The sequence below is a fragment of the Streptomyces albiaxialis genome, assembly GCF_039530985.1.
Taxonomy (GTDB): Bacteria; Actinomycetota; Actinomycetes; order Streptomycetales; family Streptomycetaceae; genus Streptomyces; species Streptomyces albiaxialis.
In genome coordinates, this window is the sequence record NZ_BAAAPE010000012.1 from 236,404 (window position 1) to 258,944 (window position 22,541).

A 22,541-nucleotide genomic window follows, 5' to 3' on the forward strand; every position below is an offset into this window, starting at 1 on the left:
CGGCCCCCGCCCCTCACATCAGCTCTCGGCTCACACACCCAGCTCGGCGGGGATCCGTCCGGCGCGCACGGCCTGCACGAGCGCCCCGTGGTCCGCCTCCGTACGGTCCGCGTAGGCGACGGCGAACGCGGCGACCGCCTCGTCCAGCTCCTCCCCCTTCCCGCCGTACCCGGCGAGGGCGCGCGGGTCGGCGCTGTGCGAGTGGGCGCGGGCCAGGAGGGCGCCGGTCATGCGGGCGTAGTCGTCGATCTGGTCGGCGGCCAGCGCGGCGGGGTCGACGCTGCCCTTGCGGTTGCGGAACTGCCGTACCTGGTACGGCCGCGAGCCGCCCGGCCCGTCCACCCCCTCCGGCCCGTCCGCCCCGTCCACCGTCGTCCAGCCGAGCAGCACGTCGGAGACGACCTGCATGCGCTTCTGGCCGCGCACCACGCGCCGCCCCTCGTGCGCGACCGGCTGCTGCGGGAACCCGGCATCCACCAGGTGCGGCAGCAGTGCGGAGGCGCGGGCCTCCTTGACCTGGAGGACGAGCGGCTCGCCCCGGTGGTCGAGGAGCAGCACCACGTACGAGCGCGCGCCGACGCTGCCGGTGCCGACGACGCGGAACGCCACGTCCTGCACGGAGAAGCGGGCCAGCAGCGGCAGCCGGTCGTCGGGCAGCGTGTCCAGATAGCCGCCGGGACCGCCGAGCGAGGCGGCGACCGCCGCGGCCTCCGCGTCCGGCACCCGGCGCAGCACGGGCGGCGCGTCCACGAACGCCCGTCCGCCGTCGGCACGCTCCTCGGTGGCCTTGGCGGCGAAGCGGGCGCTGGTGTTGCGCCGGGCCTTCTCGCTGACCCGCTCCAGGGTGCCGAGGAGGTCGCGGGCGTGGGTGTGGGAGACGAGTTCCTCGTCGGCGATCGCGTTCCACGCCTCGGCGACCGGCATCTTCGCCAGCAGCCGCATGGTGCGCCGGTAGGCCCCGGCGGCGTCGCGCGCGGCGGCGCGGCAGGTGTCCTCGTCGGCCCCGGCCTCGCGCCCGGCGAGCACCTGGGAGGCGGCGAGCCGCTTGAGGTCCCACTCCCAGGGGCCCGTGGCGGTCTCGTCGAAGTCGTTGAGGTCGATGACCAGGCCGCCGCGGGCGTCGCCGTAGAGGCCGAAGTTCGCGGCGTGCGCGTCGCCGCAGAGCTGCGCGGCGAGGCCGGTGGCGGGGGTGCCGTGCGCGAGGTCGTACGCCATCAGTCCGGCGGCGCCGCGCAGGAACGCGAACGGGGTGGCGGCCATCCGCCCGACCCGGATCGGGGTGAGCGCGGGCAGCCGCCCCTCGTTGGAGGCGCGGACGGCGTCGACGGGGTCGGGGCGCCGGTCGGCGGGCGTGAAGCGGGCGTGCTCGGCGCGCGGCACCCGCTCGCGCAGCGCCTTCCCGGCGCGCTTGGGCGAGTCGGTGCGCGGCCAGGCGGCGAAACCCTCGACCGCCGGAATACGTGTAGAATTCATCTATCCCCCCTCGTGCGTGCCCCGGCGAACGCACCGGGGCCGGACACCAGGACGCTCAGCCCTGGAACTCCTTCGGGCAGGCGGCACCCGTCTCCGGCAGGTGGCCGTCGGCCCAGCGGGTCAGCTCGACCATCGCGGGCCGCAGCGCGTACCCCGCGTCCGTGAGCCCGTAGCTCACCCGCAGCGGCGGGCCCTCCTCGACGGTGCGCGTCACCAGGCCGAGCGCGGCCAGCTCGGTCAGCCGGTCGGAGAGCATCCGCTCGCTGATGCCGGGCACCGAGCGGCGCAGCTCGGCGAAGTGCCCGGGCCCGTTCATCAGGGCGGCGAGGATCAGGCCGGTCCAGCGCTTGCCCAGCAGATGGAAGACGCGGGTGATCCCGTGCTCGGGCTCCGCGCAGGCATGTCCAGGAGAGCGCTCATGAGGCCGTTCCCGAAGCTCTGTCATGGCCTCAGCGTACTGCGCCGACGCAAGGGGATGCAAAAAAGTAAGTACCTGTGTTATCAATAGTTGAGTAAGAAACTTCCCCTCCTTACGAACATGAAGGAGCCCCCTCATGGCCACGCTGCTGCACGTCGATTCGTCCCTCTACGGACCGGAAGGTTCTGTCTCGCGCGACGTCGCGGCGTCCTTCCGCAAGGAGTGGGAGGAGCAGCATCCGGACGGCACCGTGATCCACCGCGACCTGGCCGCGAACCCGCTGCCGCACCTGGGCGGCCTCGCCGCCGTCGCGGGCTTCATCGCCCCCGAGCAGCACACCCCCGAGCAGGCCGAGGCCTTCCGCCTGCGGCACGAGCTCGCCACGGAGCTGGAGCAGGCCGACGCCGTGCTCATCGGCGCCCCGATGTACAACTTCACCATTCCCTCCACGCTGAAGGCGTGGCTGGACCACGTCATCATCATGGGCCGCACCACCGGCACCGAGACCCCCAGCGCCCAGGGCAAGCCCACCACCGTCATCGCCAGCCGTGGCGGCGGCTACGGGCCGGGCACCCCGCGCGAGAGCTTCGAGTTCGTGCAGACGTACCTGTCCAAGGTCCTGGGCGAAGGCGGCTTCGGCCTCGACGTCCACTTCGTCGTCCCCGAGCTGACCCTCGCGGAGGGCAACCCGGCCATGGCGCACCTGGTGGACGTGGCCCGCGAGTCCCGCGCCCGCGCCCACGAGGAGGCCGCGACCCGCGGCAAGACCCTCGCGGCGGCCTTCGCGGCCTGACCGTACGCCCGGGGCGTCAGCCCCGTACGGACGCCCGGCTCGCCCCGGCCTCCCCCTTCTCCGGCCCCGGAGCCCTGTGCTCCGGGGCCGCGAGCCGTTCCCCCTCCATGTCCATGTGCGGCACGATCCGCGCGAGCCACCCCGGGAACCACCACGCGGCACGGCCCAGCAGCGCCATCACGGCGGGCACGAGGGCCATCCGTACGAGGAAGGCGTCGATGATCACGCCGACTGCGAGCGCGAAGCCGATGGGCTGCACGATCGGGTCGTGGCCGAAGGCGAAGCTCCCGAAGACCGAGATCATGATCAGCGCGGCGGCCGTCACCACCCGGGCCCCGTTGCCGAAGCCCGTCACGACGGCCTCGCGCGGGGCCGCGCCGTGGGCCCGTTCCTCCTTCATCCGGGAGACCAGGAAGAGCTGGTAGTCCATCGCCAGCCCGAACAGCACGCCGATGAGCAGGATCGGCAGGAAGCCGACCACGGGCCCGGTGCGGGCGACGGGGATCAGCTCGTTCAGCCAGCCCCACTGGTAGACGGCGACGACCGCGCCCAGCGAGGCGGCGACGCTCAGCAGGAAGCCGACGACCGCCTTGAGCGGCACGAGCACCGAGCGGAACGCGACACCGAGCAGCAGCAGCGAGATCCCCACGATCACCAGCAGGAACGGCGGCAGCGCGGCGCCCAGCTTCCGTGAGACGTCGATGTTGGCTGCCGTGGTGCCGGTGACGTCCAGCTCCATCCCGGCGGCGCGGGCCTTGCCGCGCTGGTCGCGCAGCTCGTCGACCAGATCGGCGGTGGCCTTCGCGTCGGGCCCCTTCTCGGGGATCACGGGAACGGCCGCGAGACTGCCGCCCCTGTCGAACGACGGCGGCAGCACGGCCGCGACCCCCGGCAGCTCCTTGACCTCGCGCGCGAAGCCGCCGACCGCGCGCTCGGGCCGTTCGGCGCCCTTCGTGTCCTTCGTGTCCTTCGTGCCCTTCGTGTCCAGGACGACGACGAGCGGGCCGTTGACGCCCTCCCCGAAACCCTCGCTGACCAGGTCGTACGCCTGCCGCGGCCCGCTGTCCGCCGCGTGCGAGCCCGCGCCCGGCAGCCCCAGCCGCAGGTCCTTCGCCGGTACGGCCAGCACGCCGACGCCGACCAGGCACGCGAGCAGGACGAGCACGGGCCGCCGCGTGACGAACCGCGCCCAGCGCGTGCCCATGGGGTCACCGCTCTTCCGCTTCGTCGGGGCCTTCGGGGCCTTACGGGCCTTGGGGGTCAGCCGGCGCCCCGCGTACCCCAGCAGCGCCGGGACGAGCGTGACCGCGACCAGTACGGCCACGACGACGGCGCCCGCCGCCGCGAGGCCCATCACCGTGAGGAACGGCACCCCGGCCACCGCGAGCCCGGCGAGCGCGACGACGACCGTGGCGCCCGCGAAGACGACGGCGCTGCCCGCCGTGCCGTTGGCGCGTGCCGCGGCCTCGCCGGGCTCCATGCCCTCGGCGAGGTTCTGCCGGTGGCGGGAGACGATGAACAGCGCGTAGTCGATGCCGACGGCCATGCCGATCATCAGGGCGAGCACGGGCGCGGTCGAGATGATCTCGAACGGGCCCGTGAGGGCCATCAGCCCCGCCATGCCGGCCCCGACGCCGATGAACGCGGTGGCGATCGGCAGCCCGGCCGCGATCAGCGAGCCGAACGTGATCAGCAGCACGACGACCGCGACGGCCACCCCGATCGCCTCGCCCCCGTCGACCTGCACGGCGGGCGTGTAGGCGTCGCCCCCGAACGCGACGTCCAGCCCGGCGTCCCGCGCGGGCCCCTCCGCCGCGTCGCGCACGGCGTCCTTGGGCCCGTCGCCGAGGTCGGCGGTCTCGGTGTCGAAGACGACCTGCGCGAGCGCGATCCTCCCGTCGCGCGAGACGGTCTTCGCCCCGAACGGCTCGGCGACCGAACTGACCCCGTCGGCCTTCCCGATCTCCCGTACGGCCTCGCCGATCGCCGCGCGGCCCTTCGGCGTGGCCAGGGACTCCCCCTTCCCCGCGTCGAAAACGACCTGGCCGGAGGCGTGCGCGTACGCGGGCAGCTCGTCCTGGATGCGGTCCAGGGTCCGCTGCGCCTCCGTGCCGGGGACCCGGAACTCGTCGCTGGTCTGACCCGCGAACGCCGCTGCCGTACCGCCGAGGGCGAGGAGCAGGGCGAGCCAGAGGGCGAGCACGGCCGTGCGGCGGCGGTGGCACCAGCGGGCCAGTCGGTAGAGGGCAGTGGCCATGAGGGACGCCTCCGTACGGATGTGCCAAAGGTGCGCGGAACGGATCCCCGTCACTGTAAACACGACTTAGTCGAGTGACCAAGTCAAGCGACAAGGTCGTACGCCCATGTCGCTACCCTGGCCCCATGGCCCACATCTCCGCCGCCGAGCGGCGCCCCCAGCTCGTCCAGGCCGCGATCGACCTCATGGCCCGCGAGGGCGTCGAGGCCGGGAGCACCCGCGCCATCGCCGCGGAACTGGGCGTGGCGCAGGCGACGGTGCACTACGTCTTCGGCTCCAAGCAGGACCTCTACCGCGCCGTCATCGAGCACATGACCTGCGAACTCGTCGAACGGGTGCGCGGCGCGGCCCGCCCCGACGACACCTTCGAGCGGTCGATCAGGCGGATGGCGGGAGCACTGTGGGAGGGCATGCGCGAGCAGCCGCAGCGCAGCCTGCTGCACACCGAGCTGTCCACGTACGCGCTGCGCTCACCGGAGCTGCGCGAGGTGCTGCGGGACTTCCAGCGGAGCATGGAGGAGACGGCGGCCTCGCTGCTCACCGAGACGGCCGCGCGCTCGGGCCGCACTCCGGCCGAGGACCCGCTGGTCATCGCCCGTTTCTTCCTGTCGGGCCTGGACGGGATCGAGCAGCGCTACCTGCTGATGTCCGACGGCACGGACGAGACCGACGGCACGGCCGGCGACGACCTGAACCGCCTGGTGACGGCCGTACTGCGGCTCGCGGGCGTCGGCGAGGGCGAGGGCGACTGAGCGGCAGGACAGACGGCCGGGATGACGAATGCTTGACATCACGTTCCGTTGACGCACCGCCGGGGCCCGCGCGCCCGTGAACGACCCGGCCCCGTACGGCACTTGAGGGCGGGGCCGGCGCGCGGCTCCGGACGCCGGGACGCCCCGTTCGTACGGAAAGCGGCGGCTCCTCCTCCGGCACCGTGACGACCGTCTCCTCCGCGTCCGCCGGTACGGGACGGTGGACGGGGCGGCGGGGACGCCGGTTTCCGGCCACGAAGGTGGCCGGGGACCACCGCCGCCCGACCCGTACCGCCCGTCACCGGACGGCCTCCGTCCGTGTCCCGTCCGTGCCCCGTGCGGGTCTCCGTCCGTGCCGTCCGGATCGCTCACGCGGCGCTTCCGGTTCGCTCCCGTCCGTCGCGGGGAACTCCCGCGCCGCCCGGCGACGTTGGGCACCGCCGCGGCGGAACGTCGCACGGCGGACGCGCTCCGTGACCACCGGGGGGAGGCCGGGGACGGGAACGAGAAAAGCCCCTCCGGTCAGCGTTTCCGCTGCTCGGAGGGGCTTCTCTGTGGTGCGCGAGGGGGGAGTTGAACCCCCACGTCCTTTCGGACACTGGAACCTGAATCCAGCGCGTCTGCCTATTCCGCCACCCGCGCATTGGGTGAGTCGGAGGTCCCTGTGCGGGCGCCTGCCGACATCCAGAAGATTAGCACGGTGGCGGGGGTGGACTCACATCCGTATTCGAAGGCCCTGAGAGACACTCGACACAGCGCCCCTACGATCCATGCGAGGGTGTGGAGCGTGGTCCGGGGCACTGTGAGGGGCAACACTTGGGCACAGGGCCCCAGCAGGGAACCAGTCGTTTTCCCCGCGCGTGGATACGATCAGTAAGCAGTACCGCAGACGCGGCCTGCGCGCGCCCGGGGGACACTGGGAGACGCACCGCGGACGCACTAGGTCCGAGGGCATCTGGGAAGGAGGTGCACCGTGGGAGTTCTGAAGCGCTTCGAGCAGCGACTCGAAGGTCTCGTCAACGGCACCTTCGCGAAGGTGTTCAAGTCCGAAGTGCAGCCCGTGGAGATCGCGGGCGCCCTCCAACGCGAATGCGACAACAACGCCACTATCTGGAACCGTGAGCGGACGGTCGTGCCCAACGACTTCATCGTCGAGCTGAGCGCTCCCGACTACGAGCGCCTGAGCCCCTACTCGGGCCAGCTCGGCGACGAACTCTCGGGCATGGTCCGCGACTACGCGAAGCAGCAGCGCTACACCTTCATGGGCCCCATCAAGGTCCACCTGGAGAAGGCGGAGGACCTCGACACGGGGCTCTACCGCGTGCGCAGCCGCACCCTCGCGTCCAGCACCTCGCAGGCACCGCAGCGCGGCGGGCCCGGCGGCCCGGGAGGCCCCGGCGCTCCCGCCGGCCCCGGTGGCCCCCCTCCGGGGCCCGGAGGCGCGCCCGCGCCCGGAGCGGGCCCGACGGTGGGCGGCTACCCTCCCCGTCCTCCCTCCGCACCCGCGGCCCCCTCCGCCCCGCCGGCGTACGCTCCCGGCGCGGGCGGTCCGCTGCCGGGCGCCCAGACGCGGCGCTGGATCGAGATCAACGGCACACGGCACCAGATCTCCGGGCCCACCCTGGTCCTGGGGCGCAGCACCGAGGCCGACGTCCGTATCGACGACCCCGGAGTCTCGCGCCGCCACTGCGAGATCCGGGCCGGAAATCCCGCCTCGATCCAGGATCTGGGCTCCACAAACGGAATCGTGGTAGACGGACAGCACACCACGCGCGCTACGCTCCGCGACGGCTCACGCGTTGTCGTGGGCAGCACCACGATCATTTACCGGCAAGCCGAAGGGTGAAGCGGGGGCAATGTCAGAGCTGACCCTCACGGTCATGCGGTTGGGGTTTCTGGCCGTACTGTGGCTGTTCGTCATCGTGTCCGTCCAGGTCATCAGGAGTGATCTGTTCGGCACCCGCGTGACCCAGCGCGCCGCGCGCCGCGCGGAGGGCCAGCGCCCGCAGCAGCGCCAGGCGCAGCAGCAGCAGCGGCCCCAGCAGGACCGCCGTCGCCAGCGCGGCGGCGGGCGCAACGCGCCCACCAAGCTCGTGGTCTCCGAGGGCTCGCTGACCGGGACGACCGTCGCCCTCCAGGGCCAGACGATCACTCTCGGCCGCGCGCACGATTCCACGATCGTGCTGGACGACGACTACGCGTCCAGCAGGCATGCCAGGATCTATCCGGACCGTGACGGCCAGTGGATCGTCGAGGACCTCGGGTCGACCAACGGCACGTATCTCGACAGGACCCGGCTCACCACACCGACGCCGATCCCGCCCGGAGCGCCGATCCGTATCGGCAAGACGGTCATCGAGCTGCGGAAGTAGTACCGACATGACGACCGGAGGGTGGGCACCGTGCGGATGTACCCGGAGCCGACGGGCGAGGTGCGCATGAGCCTGTCACTGCGCTTTGCCGCCGGATCACACGACGGCATGATCCGCGAGCACAACGAGGACTCGGGCTACGCCGGTCCACGGCTGCTCGCGGTCGCCGACGGCATGGGCGGCCAGGCCGCCGGAGAGGTCGCCTCGTCCGAGGTGATCTCCACGATGGTCCAGTTGGACGAGGACATCCCGGGCTCCGACATCCTCACCTCCCTCGGCACCGCCGTGCAGCGCGCGAACGACCAGCTCCGGATGATGGTCGAGGAGGACCCGCAGCTCGAAGGCATGGGCACGACGCTCACCGCGCTGCTGTGGACGGGCCAGCGGCTCGGCCTCGTGCACGTCGGCGACTCCCGCGCGTACCTGCTGCGCGACGGGCAGCTCACGCAGATCACCCAGGACCACACCTGGGTGCAGCGGCTGGTGGACGAGGGCCGGATCACCGAGGAAGAGGCCACCACGCACCCGCAGCGCTCGCTGCTGATGCGTGCGCTGGGCAGCGGGGACCACGTCGAGCCCGACCTGTCCATCCGCGAGGTCCGCGCGGGCGACCGCTACCTGCTGTGCTCGGACGGGCTCTCGGGCGTCGTCTCGCAGCAGACGCTGGAGGACACGCTCGCCAGCTACCACGGGCCGCAGGAGACCGTGCAGGAGCTGATCCAGCTCGCGCTGCGCGGCGGCGGGCCCGACAACATCACCTGCATCGTCGCCGACGTCCTCGACGTCGAGCACGACGACGCCCTCGCCGGGCAGCTCAACGACACCCCGGTGATCGTCGGCGCCGTCGCCGAGACCCAGCAGCCGCTGGGCGGCGACCCGGGCACCCTGCGCACTCCCGCGGCGCGCGCCGCGGAGCTGGGCAGAGGCGCGGCCCAGGGCGTGCCGCCGCAGCACGGGCCCGAGGGGGGCGCCCCGGAGGGCTTCGGCCCGCCCGGCAGCGACCCGGGCATGGCGTCACCGGCGGGCGCCTTCGGGCCGTACACCGACGAGGACTTCACCAAACCCGGCGGCAAGCGCCGCTGGGTCAAACGTTCCCTGTGGATCGCGGTGGCCCTGGCCGTGGTCGGCGGCGGGCTCTACGGCGGCTACGCGTGGACCCAGAAGCAGTACTACGTGGGGGCCAACGACGAGCACGTCGCGCTCTACCGGGGCATCAGCCAGGAACTGGCGGGCGTCAAGCTGAACGACGTGTACCAGGACCGCCCCGAGATCGAACTCAAGTACCTTCCGCTGTTCCAGCGCAAGCAGGTCCAGGAGACCATCGCGCTCAACAGCAAGGGCGAGGCCGAGGACAAGATCAAGGAGCTGGGCGCCCAGGCCGAGGTCTGCAAGATCGTCGCGGAGCAGAAGCAGCAGCCCAAGAAGCCGGAGAAGCCCGGCAAGGGCGACAAGGGCGAGAAGCGCAGCGAAGACGACGTGACGAGCAGGGAAGAGCAGAACAAGCCCGGGGACGCGGGCAGGCAGAGCGACGGACAGGGCACCGGCACGAACAGCAGCGCGGGCACCGGGACCGGTACCGCGACCCAGATGACGTTCACCGCGGCCCTCACGTCCGGCTCCAACCACGACAGCACGCGCGCGAGCGACAGCTCCGGCTCTCCGTCACCCGGCCCCCGGCTCACGGAGAAACAGCAGGAGCTCGCCAAGCAGTGCACCGCGCCGTAGGGGGCAGCAGCAGGCATGAGCAGCAATCTCACCAACACCGGCAGCAATACGACGGTGTCCTCCGGCGGCCTGCCGAGCCGCCGCAACACCGAGCTGGCGATGCTCGTCTTCGCGGTGCTGATCCCGGTCTTCGCCTACGCCAACGTCGGCCTGGCCAAGGAGGATTCCCTCCCGGCCGGCATGGCCGGGTACGGCCTCGGCCTCGGCCTGCTGGCGGGCGTCGCGCACCTGGTCGTACGCCGCTGGGCGCCGTACGCCGACCCGCTGATGCTGCCCATCGCCACCCTCCTCAACGGGCTGGGCCTGGTGCTGATCTGGCGGCTCGACCAGGAGCCCGCGGTCACCACCGACGCGACGGGCGGCCCGGCGGCGCCCACCCAGCTCATGTGGTCCACGCTCGCCGTGGCCCTCTTCGTGATGGTGCTGGTCTTCCTCAAGGACCACCGCATCCTCCAGCGCTACACCTACATCTCCATGGCCGTGGCGCTGGTCCTGCTGGCGGCCCCGATCTTTTTCCCGGCCAAGAACGGCGCCAAGATCTGGATCACGATCCCCGGTGTCGGCTCGCTCCAGCCGGGTGAGTTCGCGAAGATCATCCTCGCGGTGTTCTTCGCGGGCTATCTCATGGTCAAGCGGGACGCGCTCGCGCTCGCCTCGCGCCGCTTCATGGGCATGTACCTCCCGCGCGGCCGCGACCTGGGCCCGATCATCGCGGTCTGGGCGATCAGCCTGATGATCCTCGTCTTCGAGACCGACCTGGGCACCTCGCTGCTCTTCTTCGGCCTCTTCGTCGTGATGCTCTACGTCGCGACGGAACGCACGAGCTGGATCGTCTTCGGCCTCACGATGTCCGTGGTCGGCGCCGTGGCCGTCGCCAGCTTCGAACCGCACGTCCAGAGCCGTGTCAACGACTGGCTCGACCCGATGCAGGCCTTCGAGGACGGCTCCGAGCAGCCGATGCAGGCGCTGTGGGCCTTCGGCTCCGGCGGGACGCTCGGCTCGGGCCTCGGCCAGGGCTACTCCCGCCTCATCGGCTTCGCCGCCAAGAGCGACTACATCTTCGGCACGGTCGGCGAAGAGCTGGGCCTGTGCGGCGTGATGGCGATCCTGCTGCTGTACGGACTGATCGTCGAGCGCGGCATCCGTACGGCGCTCGCCGCCCGTGACCCGTTCGGCAAGCTCCTGTCCGTCGGCCTCGCCTCCGCGTTCGGCCTCCAGGTCTTCATCGTCGCGGGCGGTGTGATGGGCCTCATCCCGCTGACCGGTATGACGATGCCGTTCATCGCGCAAGGTGGTTCGTCGGTGGTCGCGAACTGGGCCCTCGTCGCGATCCTGTTGAAGATCAGCGACACGGCCAGGCGCCCCGCGCCCCAACCAGCCCCCTCACCCGACGCCGAGATGACCCAGGTGGTGCGTCCCTCGTGAACAAGCCGCTGCGCCGTATCGCGATCTTCTGCGGTCTGCTCACCCTGGCCCTGCTGATCCGCGACAACTGGATCCAGTTCGTCAAGGCCGACGAGCTGAAGGAGCACCCGAAGAACCGCCGGGTCGCCATCGAGCGCTACTCCCAGCCGCGGGGCAACATCATCGTCGACGGCAAGTCCGTCACGGGCTCGACCGAGGTCAAGGGCAAGATCGTCGACTTCAAGTACAAGCGGACGTACAAGAACGGCAAGCTCTGGTCGCCCATAACGGGGTACGCCTCGCAGGCGTTCGGCGCGAACCAGCTCGAGAAGCTCTACGACCCGATCCTCACCGGCAACGACGACCGGCTCTTCTTCAACCGCACCATCGACATGCTCACCGGCAAGCAGCAGAAGGGCGGCAACGTCGTCACGACGCTGAACGCCAAGGCGCAGAAGGCGGCCTACGACGCGCTCGGTGACAAGAAGGGCGCCGTCGCGGCGATCAACCCGAAGACCGGAGCGATCCTCGCCCTCGCCAACAAGCCCTCGTACGACCCCTCCGTCTTCGCCGGGATGAGCGAGGACGACAGCAAGGCGTACAACGCGCTGCAGAAGAAGAACAACAAGGACGACCCGACCCTCAACCGGGCGCTGCGCCAGACCTACCCGCCCGGTTCGACGTTCAAGGTCGTCACCGCGGCGGCGGGACTCGAGAGCGGGGACTACGACCTCGACGGCAAGACCGACTCGGAGGTCCCGTACAGGCTGCCCCAGAGCACCACGGAGCTGCCCAACGAGGGGAACGACGCCCTCTGCAAGGACGCCTCCGTCCGGGTCGCGCTCCAGTGGTCGTGCAACACCGTCTTCGCGAAGATGAGCGACAAGCTCGGCAACGAGGCGATGATGGAGCAGGCCGAGAAGTTCGGCTTCAACCGCGACCTGGACGACGACTCGCAGGACACCCCGGTCCGCCCGGCGCAGAGCATCTACCCCAAGGACAACCGCCCGCAGAACGCCCAGGCGGGCATCGGCCAGGCCTCCAACCGCGCCACCCCGCTCCAGATGGCCATGGTCACCTCCGCGATCGCCAACGACGGCAAGCTCATGAAGCCGTACATGGTCGACCAGCTCGTCGCGCCCAACCTCAACGTCGTCGAGCAGACCAAGCCCAAGGAGCTGAGCCAGGCCGTCTCCCCGGAGAACGCGCAGAAGCTCCAGGAGGGCATGGAGACCGTCGTCAAGGAGGGCACCGGCAAGCCGGGCCAGATCCCGGGCGTCACGGTGGGCGGCAAGACCGGTACCGCGCAGCACGGCGAGAACAACAAGGACAACCCGTACGCCTGGTTCATCTCCTACGCGAAGGACGGTGACGGCTCACCGGTCGCCGTCGCTGTCGTGGTGGAGAGTTCCGACACACTCCGCAGCGACATCGCGGGCGGCAAGCTGGCGGCGCCCGTCGCGAAGGCCGTGATGGAGGCCGTCCTCGACGGAAAGCAGTGACGCACGTACGACCGCGGGGGTGACTCCCGTCACCACGGCCGCACCAGGCCCGTCGGGACGGCGGGTACCGTATGCCGAGCAGCACACCGCCGTGTCGTAGCCCGGACGTTCACCACGCGCCGCGGCACGGAAGACCGGAGAGGGCTGGAGACTATGGAAGAGCCGCGTCGCCTCGGCGGCCGGTACGAGCTGGGCTCGGTGCTCGGCCGGGGAGGCATGGCCGAGGTCTATCTCGCCCAGGACACCCGGCTGGGCCGTACGGTCGCGGTGAAGACGCTCCGCGTCGACCTCGCCCGCGACCCGTCGTTCCAGGCCCGCTTCCGCCGCGAGGCCCAGTCGGCCGCCTCGCTGAACCACCCCGCCATCGTCGCCGTGTACGACACCGGCGAGGACATGGTCGAGGACACCCCCGGCAACCCCGGCGTCTCCATCCCGTACATCGTGATGGAGTACGTCGACGGCTCCACGCTCCGTGAGCTGCTGCACTCCGGACGCAAGCTGCTGCCCGAGCGGGCCATGGAGATGTGCGTCGGCATCCTCCAGGCGCTGGAGTACAGCCACCGCAACGGCATCGTCCACCGCGACATCAAGCCCGCGAACGTCATGCTGACGCGCAACGGCCAGGTCAAGGTGATGGACTTCGGCATCGCCCGTGCCATGGGCGACTCCGGCATGACCATGACGCAGACCTCGGCCGTGATCGGCACCGCCCAGTACCTCTCGCCCGAGCAGGCCAAGGGCGAGACCGTCGACTCCCGCTCCGACCTCTACTCCACGGGCTGCCTGCTGTACGAGCTGCTGACCGTACGGCCGCCGTTCGTCGGCGACTCCCCGGTCGCCGTCGCGTACCAGCACGTCCGGGAGGAGCCCCAGCCGCCGAGCGCCTTCGATCCCGAGATCACGCCCGAGATGGACGCGATCGTGATGAAGGCCCTGGTCAAGGACCCGGACTACCGCTATCAGTCGGCCGACGAGATGCGCGCCGACATCGAGGCGTGCCTCGACGGCCAGCCCGTCGCCGCCACCGCCGCGATGGGCGCGGTCGGGTACGGCGGCTATCCCGAGGACCAGCCCACCGCGGCGCTGCGCCCGCAGGACCCGCAGACCTCGATGCTGCCGCCGATGCGCGCCGAGGACGGCGGCTATTACGACGAGCCGCGCGGCGGGCGCCGGGGGGCTCCGAAGAAGAGCCGCGTCTCGACGATCCTGCTGATCCTCGCCCTGATCCTGGTGCTCGTCGGCGCGATCTTCGTGGGCAAGGCCCTGCTCTCCAACCCCGCGGACAAGCCCGAGGTGCCGAATGTGGCGGGTCTCTCGCTCTCCGAGGCCAAGGAGCAGATGCGGAACTCCAGCCTCAAGGGGACCGAGGGCAAGAGTGTCTTCTGCGAGAAGAAGAAGGGCACGGTCTGCCGGACCGATCCCGCCGCGGGCCAGGAGGTCGACCGGGACAGCACCGTCACCCTCCTGATGTCGAAGGGCTCCAAGGACGCGGCGCCCCGCAACGTGCCCGACGTCAAGGGCAAGGTCTTCGCCGACGCCAAGCAGGAGCTGAGCGAGGCCGGCTTCAAGGTCACCAAGAAGCGCCAGGAGTCCTCGTCCCAGGACGCGGGCACGGTCGTCGACCAGTCGCCGGACGGCGACGAGAAGGCGCCCAAGGGCTCGACCGTCACCCTCACGGTGGCCGCCGAGAACCGCCCGGTGGTACCCGACGTCGTCGGCAAGAGCTACGCCGAGGCCGAGACGCTGCTGGTCGGCGAGGGCTTCAAGGTGGCCAAGGAGGAGAAGGACGACGGCTCCAAGCCGGCGGACACGGTGCTGAGCATGAGCCCCGAGGCCAATACCAAGCACACCGAGGGCACCGAGGTCACGCTGACCGTGGCCAAGGCCCCCGACGACGAGCCCGCGACCATCCCCGACGTCACGAACCAGAAGCTGGGTGACGCGAAGGGCGCGGTGGAGGACGCCGGGTTCGCCGTCGGCAACATCGTGGGCCCGCAGGAGGACGAGGCGATCGTCGTCTCGACCAACCCGGGCGCCAACAGCGAGGGCAAGAAGGGCGACAAGGTCGACATCGTCACCCGCCCGGCCGGTCCCGACGAGGGCGACGGCGGAGGGGACGGCGGCGACGACGGCGGCCTCATCGGCGGCGGCCACGGCGGCTGGGGCCACTGACCCCGCCCGGACCCAGGCATGACGAAGCCCCCGGCGCGGGTCCGCGCCGGGGGCTTCGTCGTGTCCGTGTCCGGGTCCGGGCCCTGGTCCCGGTCCGGGTCCGGGCCCTGGTCCGGTGGGCCGCTAGCGCAGTTCCTTCGGCGGCTTGCGGTCGCTGTCCACGTCGGCGGTGCGCACCAGCTCGCCCCAGACGACGTACCGGTAGCGCGAGGTGTAGACCGGGGTGCAGGTCGTGAGCGTGATGTAGCGGCCGGCCTTCTTCTTGCCGGACTCCTTCGGGACGTCGTCCAGGACGTCCACGTTGTACTTCGAGGTCTGCGGCAGGATCGCGTAGACCTTGTAGACGAACCAGGTGTTCTTCGTCTCGAAGACGACCGGGTCACCCTTGTCGATCTTGTCGATGTTGTGGAACTTGGCGCCGTGCCCGTCGCGGTGCGCGGCCAGCGAGAAGTTGCCTGACTGGTCCTGGGGGAGGGCCGACTTCACGGGGTCGGTGTAATAGCCCGCGATGCCCTGGTTCAGCTCCTTGGGGTCCGTGCCCTTCTTCACCAGGATGTCGTCCGAGGTCATCGACGGGACGTGCAGGAAGCCGATGCCGTCCTTGGTGTCGAGCCCGCCGGGGCCGCGGTCCTGCGCCCAGTGGTCCCGGACCTTGTCGCCCTCGCGCTTCGCCTCGCGGTCCGCGAGCACGTTCGTCCACCACAGTGAGTAGACCACGAAGAGGGCCAGCACGAGCCCGGCCGTGATGAGCAGCTCGCCGAAGATCCCGACGGCCACCGCCGTCCGGCTCCTGCCCCGTCCCGACCCCTCCGTCCCGGGGGTGGGATCGCCGTCCGCAGGTACCGAGGCCCGCTCGTCCTGCCTGGTCCCTGTCACCGCGTACCGCCCGTCTCCGCTGCCGTCCAGCCGCCGACCGGCCTTCGGTCAGTCGACGAGAGCGTCCGGTTTCCCCTTGTCGCGCGGACGCTCGTCCATCATTTTGCCCCAGACGATCAGACGGTACTTCGACGTGAACTCCGGGGTACAGGTGGTCAGCGTGACGTAGCGCCCCGGCTTGCGGAAGCCCGACTGTGCCGGAACCGGGTCGATCACGCTCGTATTGGACGGGGAGGTGGAGGGGAGCTGCCGGGTGACCTTGTACGTGTAGTACGTGCTCTGGGTCTCGACCACGACCACGTCGCCGGCCTCCAGCTTGTTGATGTAGCGGAACGGTTCGCCGTGGGTGTTGCGGTGGGCGGCCAGCGAGAAGTTGCCCTTCTTGTCCCAGGGCATCGCCGTCTTCAGGGGCTTCTCGCCGTAGTGCCCGACCATGCCCTTGTCGAGCACGTCGCTCTTGGAGACACCCTCGGCGATCGGGGCCTTGATGCCGATCTTCGGGATGTGGATGATCGCGAAGCCCTCGCCCGGCTCGAAGGCGCCCGCCTTGTGCGCCGGGTCGGGCCCCTTCTTGGCGGCCTTCCCCTTCCCGCTCCCGTCGTCCCACTGCTCCTGGAGGTCCGAGGCCGCGCCACCGGCCTGCTGGCCCGCACGGATGTTCGTCCACCAGAGCTGGTACGCCACGAAGAGGAGCATCAGCACGCCGAACGTGATGAAGACCTCGCCGATGAACCGGCTGGCTATGATCCCCGGCCCCGGCTTCTTCGCGCGCTCGGCCCGCAGCCGCTCCAGCCGCGTGGGCCCGGAGGGCCGCTCGACGTGGGGGGCCTCGGCGTGGGACGGCGGTACGGGCGCCTGCCGATGCCGCTGCCGCTGTTGCTGCCGCTGGGCCAGTTCCTCCGCGCGGGGCTGCCGCAGCCCCATCGTCCGCCGGTCGGGCTCGGGCGGCGCCTGATACGGCTCGTACGGCGGCTCGTACCACTGGGGCGGCGCGTACTGCAGCGGCTGCTCGTACGAGGCCTGCTGCGGCTGCTCGTACTGCTGGGGCTGCTCGTACCGGGGTTGCTGGTACTGCTGGGGCTGCTCGTACGAGGGCTGTTGCGGCTGCTGCGGCTGCGCGTACTGCTGCGGCCGGTCGTACGGCTGCTCGTACTGCTGCTGGCCCGGCAGCGGGTCCGTGAGGGGGTCGTGGAGGCCGTCGACGACCGCGCGGTACGGATCGTACTGCCCGGTGCCGTCGGGGACGCGATACGGATCCGCTCCGTACGGGTCGCCTCCGTAAGGCTCGCCGTAAGGATCCCCGTACGCACCCTCGTTCTCCGGGCGCACGGGCGTCACCCCGTGACCGTCCCCAGACCGACCGCCCGCGCGACCCCCGTGAGATGTCCGGAGCGGTCCATCGCGCCGGCGTCCCCGCACTCGATCAGCCAGTTCGCCAGCATCCGGTGGCCCCACTCGGTGAGCACGGACTCGGGGTGGAACTGGACGCCCTCGACGGCCAGTTCCCGGTGGCGGACGCCCATCACCAGGCCGCCCTCCGTCCGGGCGGTCACGGCCAGCTCGTCCGGCACGGTGTCCGGGCGGACGGCGAGGGAGTGGTAACGGGTCGCGGTGAAGGGGGAGGGCAGCCCGGCGAAGACCCCGGCGCCCTCGTGGGTGACGGACGACGTCTTGCCGTGCAGCAGCTCGGGGGCGCGTTCGACCACTCCGCCGTAGGCCACGGCCATCGACTGCATCCCCAGGCAGACCCCGAAGACGGGCAGGCCGCGCGCCGCGCAGTGCCGGACCATCTCGACGCAGACACCGGCCTGCTCGGGGGTGCCGGGGCCGGGCGAGAGGAGGACGCCGTCGAAGCCCTCGTCGGCGTGCCGGAGTTCGACCTCGTCGTTGCGGACGACCTCGCACTCGGCGCCGAGTTGGTAGAGGTACTGGACGAGGTTGAAGACGAAGCTGTCGTAGTTGTCGACGACCAGGATGCGCGCGGTCATGGCCTTCAGGCTCCGTCCACGGTGACGTTGTTGAACGGCAGCAGCGGCTCCGCCCACGGGAACACGTACTGGAACAGGAGGAAGACGACCCCGGCCACCAGCACCAGCGAAATCAGCGCACGCACGAACGCGTTGCCCGGCAGATGCCGCCAGATCCAGCCGTACATCCCTCGGTGCCGTCCTTTCTCTCTGTCCCGTCCCAGACTACGGCGTCACCGGCGCAGCGCGTCCGGCTTCCCCTCGGCGGCCGGACGGGTGGCGTCCAGGCGCGCCCAGGCGATGAGCCGGTGGCTGCTTCCCCACTCTGGATCACAGGTCGTAAGAGTGAGGTAACGACCGGGCTCGCGGAAGGGCGCGGCGGCCGGGTCGAGCGGCTTCGGGGTCGCGTCGAGGACGCCGGTGTCGCTGGGCAGCGTGCGGTACGGGCGCCGCGTGACGGTGTACGTGTACCAGGTGCGGCCGTCGGTCACCACGACCGGATCGCCGGGCCGCAGCGCCGGGAAGTCCTTGAACGGGTCGCCGTACGTGCGCCGGTGCCCGGCGACCGCGAAGTTGCCCTTCTCCCCGAGGCGGGAGGTGCGCGGATAGTGGCCGAGGCCCTTGCGCAGGGTGCCCTCGGCGGTGTTCTGGAGGACGGGGCGGGACCAGTCGCGGCCGAAGCGCGGGATGTACATCACGGCGAAGGACTTGCCGTCCTCGTACGCACGGGTCCCCGATGCGGCGTTCGCGGCGTCCTCGGGCCTTTCGGGCGGGGCCTGGGACCAGCGGTCCTGGAGGCGTTCGATCTCGCCGTCCGAGGCGTTGTCGGCGCGTATCCCCGTCCAGTAGAGGAGATACACGACGAACAGGACGATCAGGACACCGATGGTGATGCACAGTTCGCTGACGCTTCGGACGACCGCTCGTAACGTCACTACCGCACTCGCTCACTCCAGGGGCTTGGCGTGCTGGAGATCCACTGTGCCGGAGTAGCCGGGAAGAGTCACCGCCTTGTGCTCGTCGACTTTCCAGCCGAGGCCGTAGGCGTCGACGTACTCCATGTAGTTCTTGATCGCGGGCGCCGAGTCGAGCGTCTCGCGGAGCTTGCCGGGGTCGCCCACGGCGGTGACCTTGTACGGCGGGGAGTAGACCCGGCCCTGGAGGATCAGGGTGTTGCCGACGCAGCGCACGGCGCTGGTCGAGATCAGCCGCTGGTCCATGATCTTGATGCCCTTGGCGCCGCCCTTCCACAGGGCGTTGACCACGGCCTGGAGGTCCTGCTGGTGGATGACGAGGTCGTTGGGCTCGGGGTCGGGGAGCCCGGGGACCTTGGCCGTCGCGTTGGTCGGGGCGTCGTCGAGCGTGACGCTCAGCCCGGAGCCGGAGACCTTGCGGGTGCCCGCAGCCTTCTCCAGGTCCCCGAGTTCGCGCTTCTGCGCCGAGGTGCTGCCGTCGTCGCGCTGCGCGAGCCCGTCGACCTGGCGGCGGAGCGAGGCGGCCGAGCTGTCGAGGGCCTCGTTCTTGCGGCTGCGCTCCTGGATGAGGTCGGAAAGGCGCAGCATCGAATCGTCACTGCGGATGTTCGTCCCTTGCGCGGTGTTGAAGCTGACCCAGAAGATGAGTCCGGCCAGGGCGAACACCCCGAGTGCGGCCAGCCGCGCGGGCCGGAAGAGCGATCTGGTCACCGTACCCTTGTCTCCCTCAGCGCCGGGGAAGCACTACGCTAACGGACCACCGCAACGCCACAGGTCCCCGAGCCCCCCGCGCGGTCACGAAGCGCATCGACAGGAGAGTCTCTCGTGCCGAAGTCACGGATCCGCAAGAAGGACGACTTCTCGCCCCCGCCGGAGAAGAAGGCGACCCAGATCGACCTCGGCCGCGGCAGCGGCGGCCGTCGCTGGGTGGCTCCGCTGATGCTCGCCATGTTCGGCATCGGCCTGGCCTGGATCGTGGTGTTCTACGTCACGGACAGTTCGCTCCCCATCGACGCGCTGGGGAACTGGAACATCGTGGTCGGGTTCGGCTTCATCGCGACGGGGTTCGTGGTCTCCACCCAGTGGAAGTAGCCCCGGGGCGCCCCGTGGCTGCGAGTTATCCACAGGCTGATCCACAGCCTTGGAAAACTCACAAGATCTGTGGATAACTTTCCGGGTGTTGACGCCGATGTGACCGGGCGAGCCGCCGCGGAAGGCCCGGTCACCCCCGCTTTCCAGGGAAAACGGACGCCTGAGCGAGTCCAGCGCAGGTCTCCTACGCTATGCACAAGATCCTGAGCACGCTGTGGACAACTCAGGGGAGCGCTTCATCCCGTGAGCTGCGCCGTCCGCACCACGCACAGGACCACGACCACCAGGAGCATCGCCCCGAACGCCCCGTACTGCACGAGCGTCCGCTTCTCGCGGGGCGCGTGCACCAGGGCGTAGGCCAGCGCGGCGCCGGCGACGAGCCCGCCGACGTGGGCCTCCCAGGAGATGTTGCTCCAGGTGAACGTGAAGAGCAGGTTGATCGCCAGCAGGACCAGGATCGGCCGCATGTCGTAGCGCATCCGGCGCATCAGCACCGCCGTGGCGCCGAAGAGGCCGAAGATCGCGCCCGAGGCGCCCAGTGAGGCCTGCTGCGGCGCCGCCACCAGGTACGTGAGCGCGCTGCCCGCGAGACCCGACAGCAGGTACAGGCCGGTGAACCGGGCCCGGCCCAGCGCCGCCTCCAGCGGCGGGCCCAGGAACCACAGCCCCAGCATGTTCATCAGGATGTGCCAGATCTCCTGGTGCAGGAACATCGAGGTCAGCAGCCGGTACCACTGCCCCTCCGCGACGCCCTCCACCGGCCCGTACGGCTCGGTGGCCGCCTGGCCGAACAGCAGCAGCTCGTCCAGCAGCCGGTCGCCCTGGATCATCACGGCGACGAACACCGCGACGTTGAGCCCCAGCAGGACCTTGGTGACCAGCCGGGGGTCCGCCGCGAGGCTGCCGCCCGCGAGCGTACGGGGCTGATTCGCGTCCGCCGCGTGTCCCGTCCCCGAACCGCCCTTGACGCACTCGGGGCACTGGAAACCGACGGAGGCGGAGATCATGCACTCGGGGCAGATCGGGCGCTCGCACCGGGTGCAGGTGATGTTGGCCTCGCGGTCGGGATGGCGGTAGCAGTGCGCGGCCGCGCGCGCCTCCTCGTTGCCCTCTGGGCCCCGCGGCCCCCCGCTCTGCTCCATGGCTCCCGTCCCCTCTGCTGTGACAGACGCGCGTCCGCCGCGCGAACGCGCGGAACCCCGCCGCTCACTCCCTCCTACGGACGGGAGGAACGGCAGGGTTCCCGGTCGAGGTCAGCGACGCTCGATGACGACCGACTCGATCACCACGTCCTCCAGCGGACGGTCGGTGCGCGGGTTGGTCGCGGTGCCGCCGATCGCGTCGACGACCTTCTTGCTGGCCTCGTCGGTGACCTCGCCGAAGATGGTGTGCTTGCCGGTCAGCCAGGTCGTGGGCGCGACGGTGATGAAGAACTGCGAGCCGTTGGTGCCCGGGCCCGCGTTCGCCATCGCCAGCAGGTACGGCTTGGTGAAGGCGAGGTCCGGGTGGATCTCGTCCTGGAACTCGTACCCCGGGCCGCCGGTGCCGTTCCCCAGCGGGTCGCCGCCCTGGAGCATGAAGCCGCTGATCACCCGGTGGAAGACCGTGCCGTCGTACAGCTTGTCCGAGGACTTCTGGCCGGTCGCCGGGTGGGTCCACTCGCGGGAGCCCTCGGCGAGCTCGACGAAGTTCTTGACCGTCTTCGGCGCGTGGTTGGGGAAGAGCTGTACCTCGATGTCGCCTTGGCTGGTCTTCAGGGTGGCGTAGAGCTGCTCAGCCACGATCTACCTTCCATCTGTCTGCATTGACTCCCCCGATCCTCCCACGGACGCTGTCGAGGGGAGTGCGCTGACCCATATGCCTGGCCGTAGCATGCTGGACAGGGCATAACCAGGCATGATCTTCAAATCGGGTGGAAAACGACTCTCGTCTTTCCTTATTCCCTACATCCCGGAGAGCGAGAGCACCCCGAGCCACCGAGGAGGAGGAACCCGTGACCCGCATGGACAGCGTGCGCGCCGCCACCGGCACGGCGAAACAGAGCGTGCGCCACGCCGCGGAGGTGATGGCCCCGCACGCCGGGAACGCCAAGGACACGGCGGTGCACTATGCACAGGAGGCGGGCGCGCGGCTGGGCCCCAAGGTCTCCCAGGCCGCACAGCAGGCCCGTCATTCCGCGCGCGAGGGATACACGCACTACGTCGGCCCGCGCGTCGCGCAGGCCCGCGAGGCCCTGCCCGCCGAGGTGGACAAGGCCGCCACGCGTGCCGCGCTGCGCACCCGCCGTACCGCCCGCCAGGCCGCCCGGTACGCCGGGCCGCGCATCGAGCAGGCCGTCACCGAGGCACGCGCCGCGGCCGGGCCCGCGAGCGAGGAGGCCGCCGCGCGCGGGGCCGCCGCGATGGCCGCGCTGCGCGGCCAGGTGACCCCGCAGGAGATCAGGAAGCTCGCCCGGCGCCGCGACCGCCGTGCCCGTACGGGGCGCGCGGTGCGGCGGCTGTTCGTGGCGGGCGCGCTGGCGGGCGCCGCGTACGCGGCGTGGCGCTGGTGGGACAAGCAGGCGAACCCGGACTGGCTGGTCGAGCCTCCGCCGGCGACCGAGGTCGGCGACCGGACGCCGCTCGCCACGGTGAACGGCTCCGAGAACGCGCTCGACCCCGAGGTGCGGGCCAAGCAGGCCGACGCGGACGCCGAGGGCGCCGAGGGCTCCGGGTCCGAGGAGCGGCGCGAGCCGTAGAGCCGTAGCCGCCCGTGCGAGACGGGG

At 70.9% G+C, this 22,541-nt stretch carries 21 protein-coding genes and 1 tRNA gene; 10 read left to right on the forward strand and 12 right to left on the reverse strand.

Annotated elements, in window-relative coordinates:
- Positions 1 to 30: 30 nt before the first annotated feature.
- A complete protein-coding gene (locus ABD343_RS23370) occupies positions 31 to 1,473 on the reverse strand; it encodes a DUF2252 domain-containing protein (protein ID WP_344531255.1) in 1,443 nt (480 codons plus the stop codon).
- 55 nt (positions 1,474 to 1,528) lie between these two features.
- On the reverse strand, positions 1,529 to 1,918 hold the full coding sequence (locus ABD343_RS23375; protein ID WP_344531256.1) for a winged helix-turn-helix transcriptional regulator: 390 nt from the start codon (positions 1,916 to 1,918) through the stop codon (positions 1,529 to 1,531).
- A gap of 109 nt (positions 1,919 to 2,027) precedes the next feature.
- On the opposite strand from ABD343_RS23375, the gene ABD343_RS23380 reads away from it, so the two are divergent.
- Entirely contained in the window at positions 2,028 to 2,684 is a 657-nt protein-coding gene (locus ABD343_RS23380; protein WP_344531257.1) for an FMN-dependent NADH-azoreductase, read from the forward strand.
- Positions 2,685 to 2,700: 16 nt separating this feature from the next.
- Here the strand turns inward: ABD343_RS23380 and ABD343_RS23385 are convergent, their stop codons facing one another.
- Entirely contained in the window at positions 2,701 to 4,941 is a 2,241-nt protein-coding gene (locus ABD343_RS23385; RefSeq protein WP_344531258.1) for an MMPL family transporter, read from the reverse strand.
- A 125-nt stretch (positions 4,942 to 5,066) separates the two neighbouring features.
- Here ABD343_RS23385 and ABD343_RS23390 point away from each other — a divergent pair, with 125 nt between their 5' ends.
- Positions 5,067 to 5,693, forward strand: a complete 627-nt coding sequence (locus ABD343_RS23390) for a TetR/AcrR family transcriptional regulator (RefSeq protein WP_344531259.1) — start codon at positions 5,067 to 5,069, stop codon at positions 5,691 to 5,693.
- A gap of 555 nt (positions 5,694 to 6,248) precedes the next feature.
- On the opposite strand, the gene ABD343_RS23395 is transcribed toward ABD343_RS23390, so the two are convergent.
- Positions 6,249 to 6,335 (reverse strand) — tRNA-Leu (locus ABD343_RS23395).
- 331 nt (positions 6,336 to 6,666) lie between these two features.
- Here ABD343_RS23395 and ABD343_RS23400 point away from each other — a divergent pair.
- The 6 genes from ABD343_RS23400 to pknB all read left to right on the forward strand — a co-directional run bounded on the left by ABD343_RS23400 (position 6,667) and on the right by pknB (position 14,868).
- The gene (locus ABD343_RS23400) at positions 6,667 to 7,539 is read left to right on the forward strand and encodes an FHA domain-containing protein (RefSeq protein ID WP_344531260.1); all 873 of its coding nucleotides are present in this window, start codon (positions 6,667 to 6,669) and stop codon (positions 7,537 to 7,539) included.
- A 10-nt stretch (positions 7,540 to 7,549) separates the two neighbouring features.
- The gene (locus ABD343_RS23405) at positions 7,550 to 8,065 is read left to right on the forward strand and encodes an FHA domain-containing protein FhaB/FipA (RefSeq protein WP_344531261.1); all 516 of its coding nucleotides are present in this window, start codon (positions 7,550 to 7,552) and stop codon (positions 8,063 to 8,065) included.
- A gap of 21 nt (positions 8,066 to 8,086) precedes the next feature.
- The gene (locus tag ABD343_RS23410; RefSeq protein ID WP_344531262.1) at positions 8,087 to 9,790 is read left to right on the forward strand and encodes a Stp1/IreP family PP2C-type Ser/Thr phosphatase; all 1,704 of its coding nucleotides are present in this window, start codon (positions 8,087 to 8,089) and stop codon (positions 9,788 to 9,790) included.
- Between the two features lie 15 nt (positions 9,791 to 9,805).
- Positions 9,806 to 11,215: an FtsW/RodA/SpoVE family cell cycle protein gene (locus tag ABD343_RS23415; protein WP_344531263.1), complete on the forward strand. Its 1,410-nt coding sequence runs from the start codon at positions 9,806 to 9,808 to the stop codon at positions 11,213 to 11,215.
- Positions 11,212 to 12,696: a peptidoglycan D,D-transpeptidase FtsI family protein gene (locus ABD343_RS23420; protein ID WP_344531264.1), complete on the forward strand. Its 1,485-nt coding sequence runs from the start codon at positions 11,212 to 11,214 to the stop codon at positions 12,694 to 12,696. Before ABD343_RS23415 ends, ABD343_RS23420 begins: the two co-directional genes overlap by 4 nt.
- 153 nt (positions 12,697 to 12,849) lie before the next feature.
- Positions 12,850 to 14,868, forward strand: coding sequence for a Stk1 family PASTA domain-containing Ser/Thr kinase (pknB, locus tag ABD343_RS23425; RefSeq protein WP_344531265.1), 2,019 nt, complete (start codon positions 12,850 to 12,852; stop codon positions 14,866 to 14,868).
- Positions 14,869 to 14,991: 123 nt separating this feature from the next.
- Here pknB and ABD343_RS23430 read toward each other — a convergent pair whose 3' ends face one another.
- The 6 genes from ABD343_RS23430 to ABD343_RS23455 are packed head-to-tail and all read right to left on the reverse strand — an operon-like array spanning position 14,992 to position 19,396.
- On the reverse strand, positions 14,992 to 15,744 hold the full coding sequence (locus ABD343_RS23430) for a class E sortase (protein ID WP_425578248.1): 753 nt from the start codon (positions 15,742 to 15,744) through the stop codon (positions 14,992 to 14,994).
- 48 nt (positions 15,745 to 15,792) lie between these two features.
- Positions 15,793 to 17,082, reverse strand: a complete 1,290-nt coding sequence (locus tag ABD343_RS23435) for a class E sortase (RefSeq protein WP_344531266.1) — start codon at positions 17,080 to 17,082, stop codon at positions 15,793 to 15,795.
- On the reverse strand, positions 17,079 to 17,732 hold the full coding sequence (locus ABD343_RS23440; protein WP_344531267.1) for an aminodeoxychorismate/anthranilate synthase component II: 654 nt from the start codon (positions 17,730 to 17,732) through the stop codon (positions 17,079 to 17,081). The genes ABD343_RS23435 and ABD343_RS23440 overlap by 4 nt, the downstream gene beginning before the upstream one ends.
- Positions 17,733 to 17,737: 5 nt before the next feature.
- Positions 17,738 to 17,899: a hypothetical protein gene (locus ABD343_RS23445; RefSeq protein WP_344531268.1), complete on the reverse strand. Its 162-nt coding sequence runs from the start codon at positions 17,897 to 17,899 to the stop codon at positions 17,738 to 17,740.
- Positions 17,900 to 17,944: 45 nt separating this feature from the next.
- Positions 17,945 to 18,646, reverse strand: coding sequence for a class E sortase (locus ABD343_RS23450; RefSeq protein ID WP_344531269.1), 702 nt, complete (start codon positions 18,644 to 18,646; stop codon positions 17,945 to 17,947).
- Positions 18,647 to 18,658: 12 nt separating this feature from the next.
- The gene (locus ABD343_RS23455) at positions 18,659 to 19,396 is read right to left on the reverse strand and encodes a DUF881 domain-containing protein (RefSeq protein ID WP_344531270.1); all 738 of its coding nucleotides are present in this window, start codon (positions 19,394 to 19,396) and stop codon (positions 18,659 to 18,661) included.
- A gap of 114 nt (positions 19,397 to 19,510) precedes the next feature.
- On the opposite strand from ABD343_RS23455, the gene crgA reads away from it, so the two are divergent.
- Entirely contained in the window at positions 19,511 to 19,777 is a 267-nt protein-coding gene (crgA, locus tag ABD343_RS23460) for a cell division protein CrgA (RefSeq protein ID WP_344531271.1), read from the forward strand.
- Between the two features lie 236 nt (positions 19,778 to 20,013).
- Here the strand turns inward: crgA and ABD343_RS23465 are convergent, their stop codons facing one another.
- Both ABD343_RS23465 and ABD343_RS23470 read right to left on the reverse strand, forming a co-directional pair.
- Complete coding sequence (locus tag ABD343_RS23465; RefSeq protein WP_344531272.1) at positions 20,014 to 20,919, reverse strand: rhomboid family intramembrane serine protease; 906 nt, start codon at positions 20,917 to 20,919, stop codon at positions 20,014 to 20,016.
- A gap of 111 nt (positions 20,920 to 21,030) precedes the next feature.
- Positions 21,031 to 21,558 carry a peptidylprolyl isomerase gene (locus ABD343_RS23470; protein ID WP_344531273.1) on the reverse strand — a complete coding sequence of 176 codons (528 nt, stop codon included), beginning with the start codon at positions 21,556 to 21,558 and terminating at the stop codon, positions 21,031 to 21,033.
- Between the two features lie 212 nt (positions 21,559 to 21,770).
- On the opposite strand from ABD343_RS23470, the gene ABD343_RS23475 reads away from it, so the two are divergent.
- A complete protein-coding gene (locus ABD343_RS23475; protein ID WP_344531274.1) occupies positions 21,771 to 22,514 on the forward strand; it encodes a DUF5324 family protein in 744 nt (247 codons plus the stop codon).
- Positions 22,515 to 22,541: the final 27 nt, after the last annotated feature.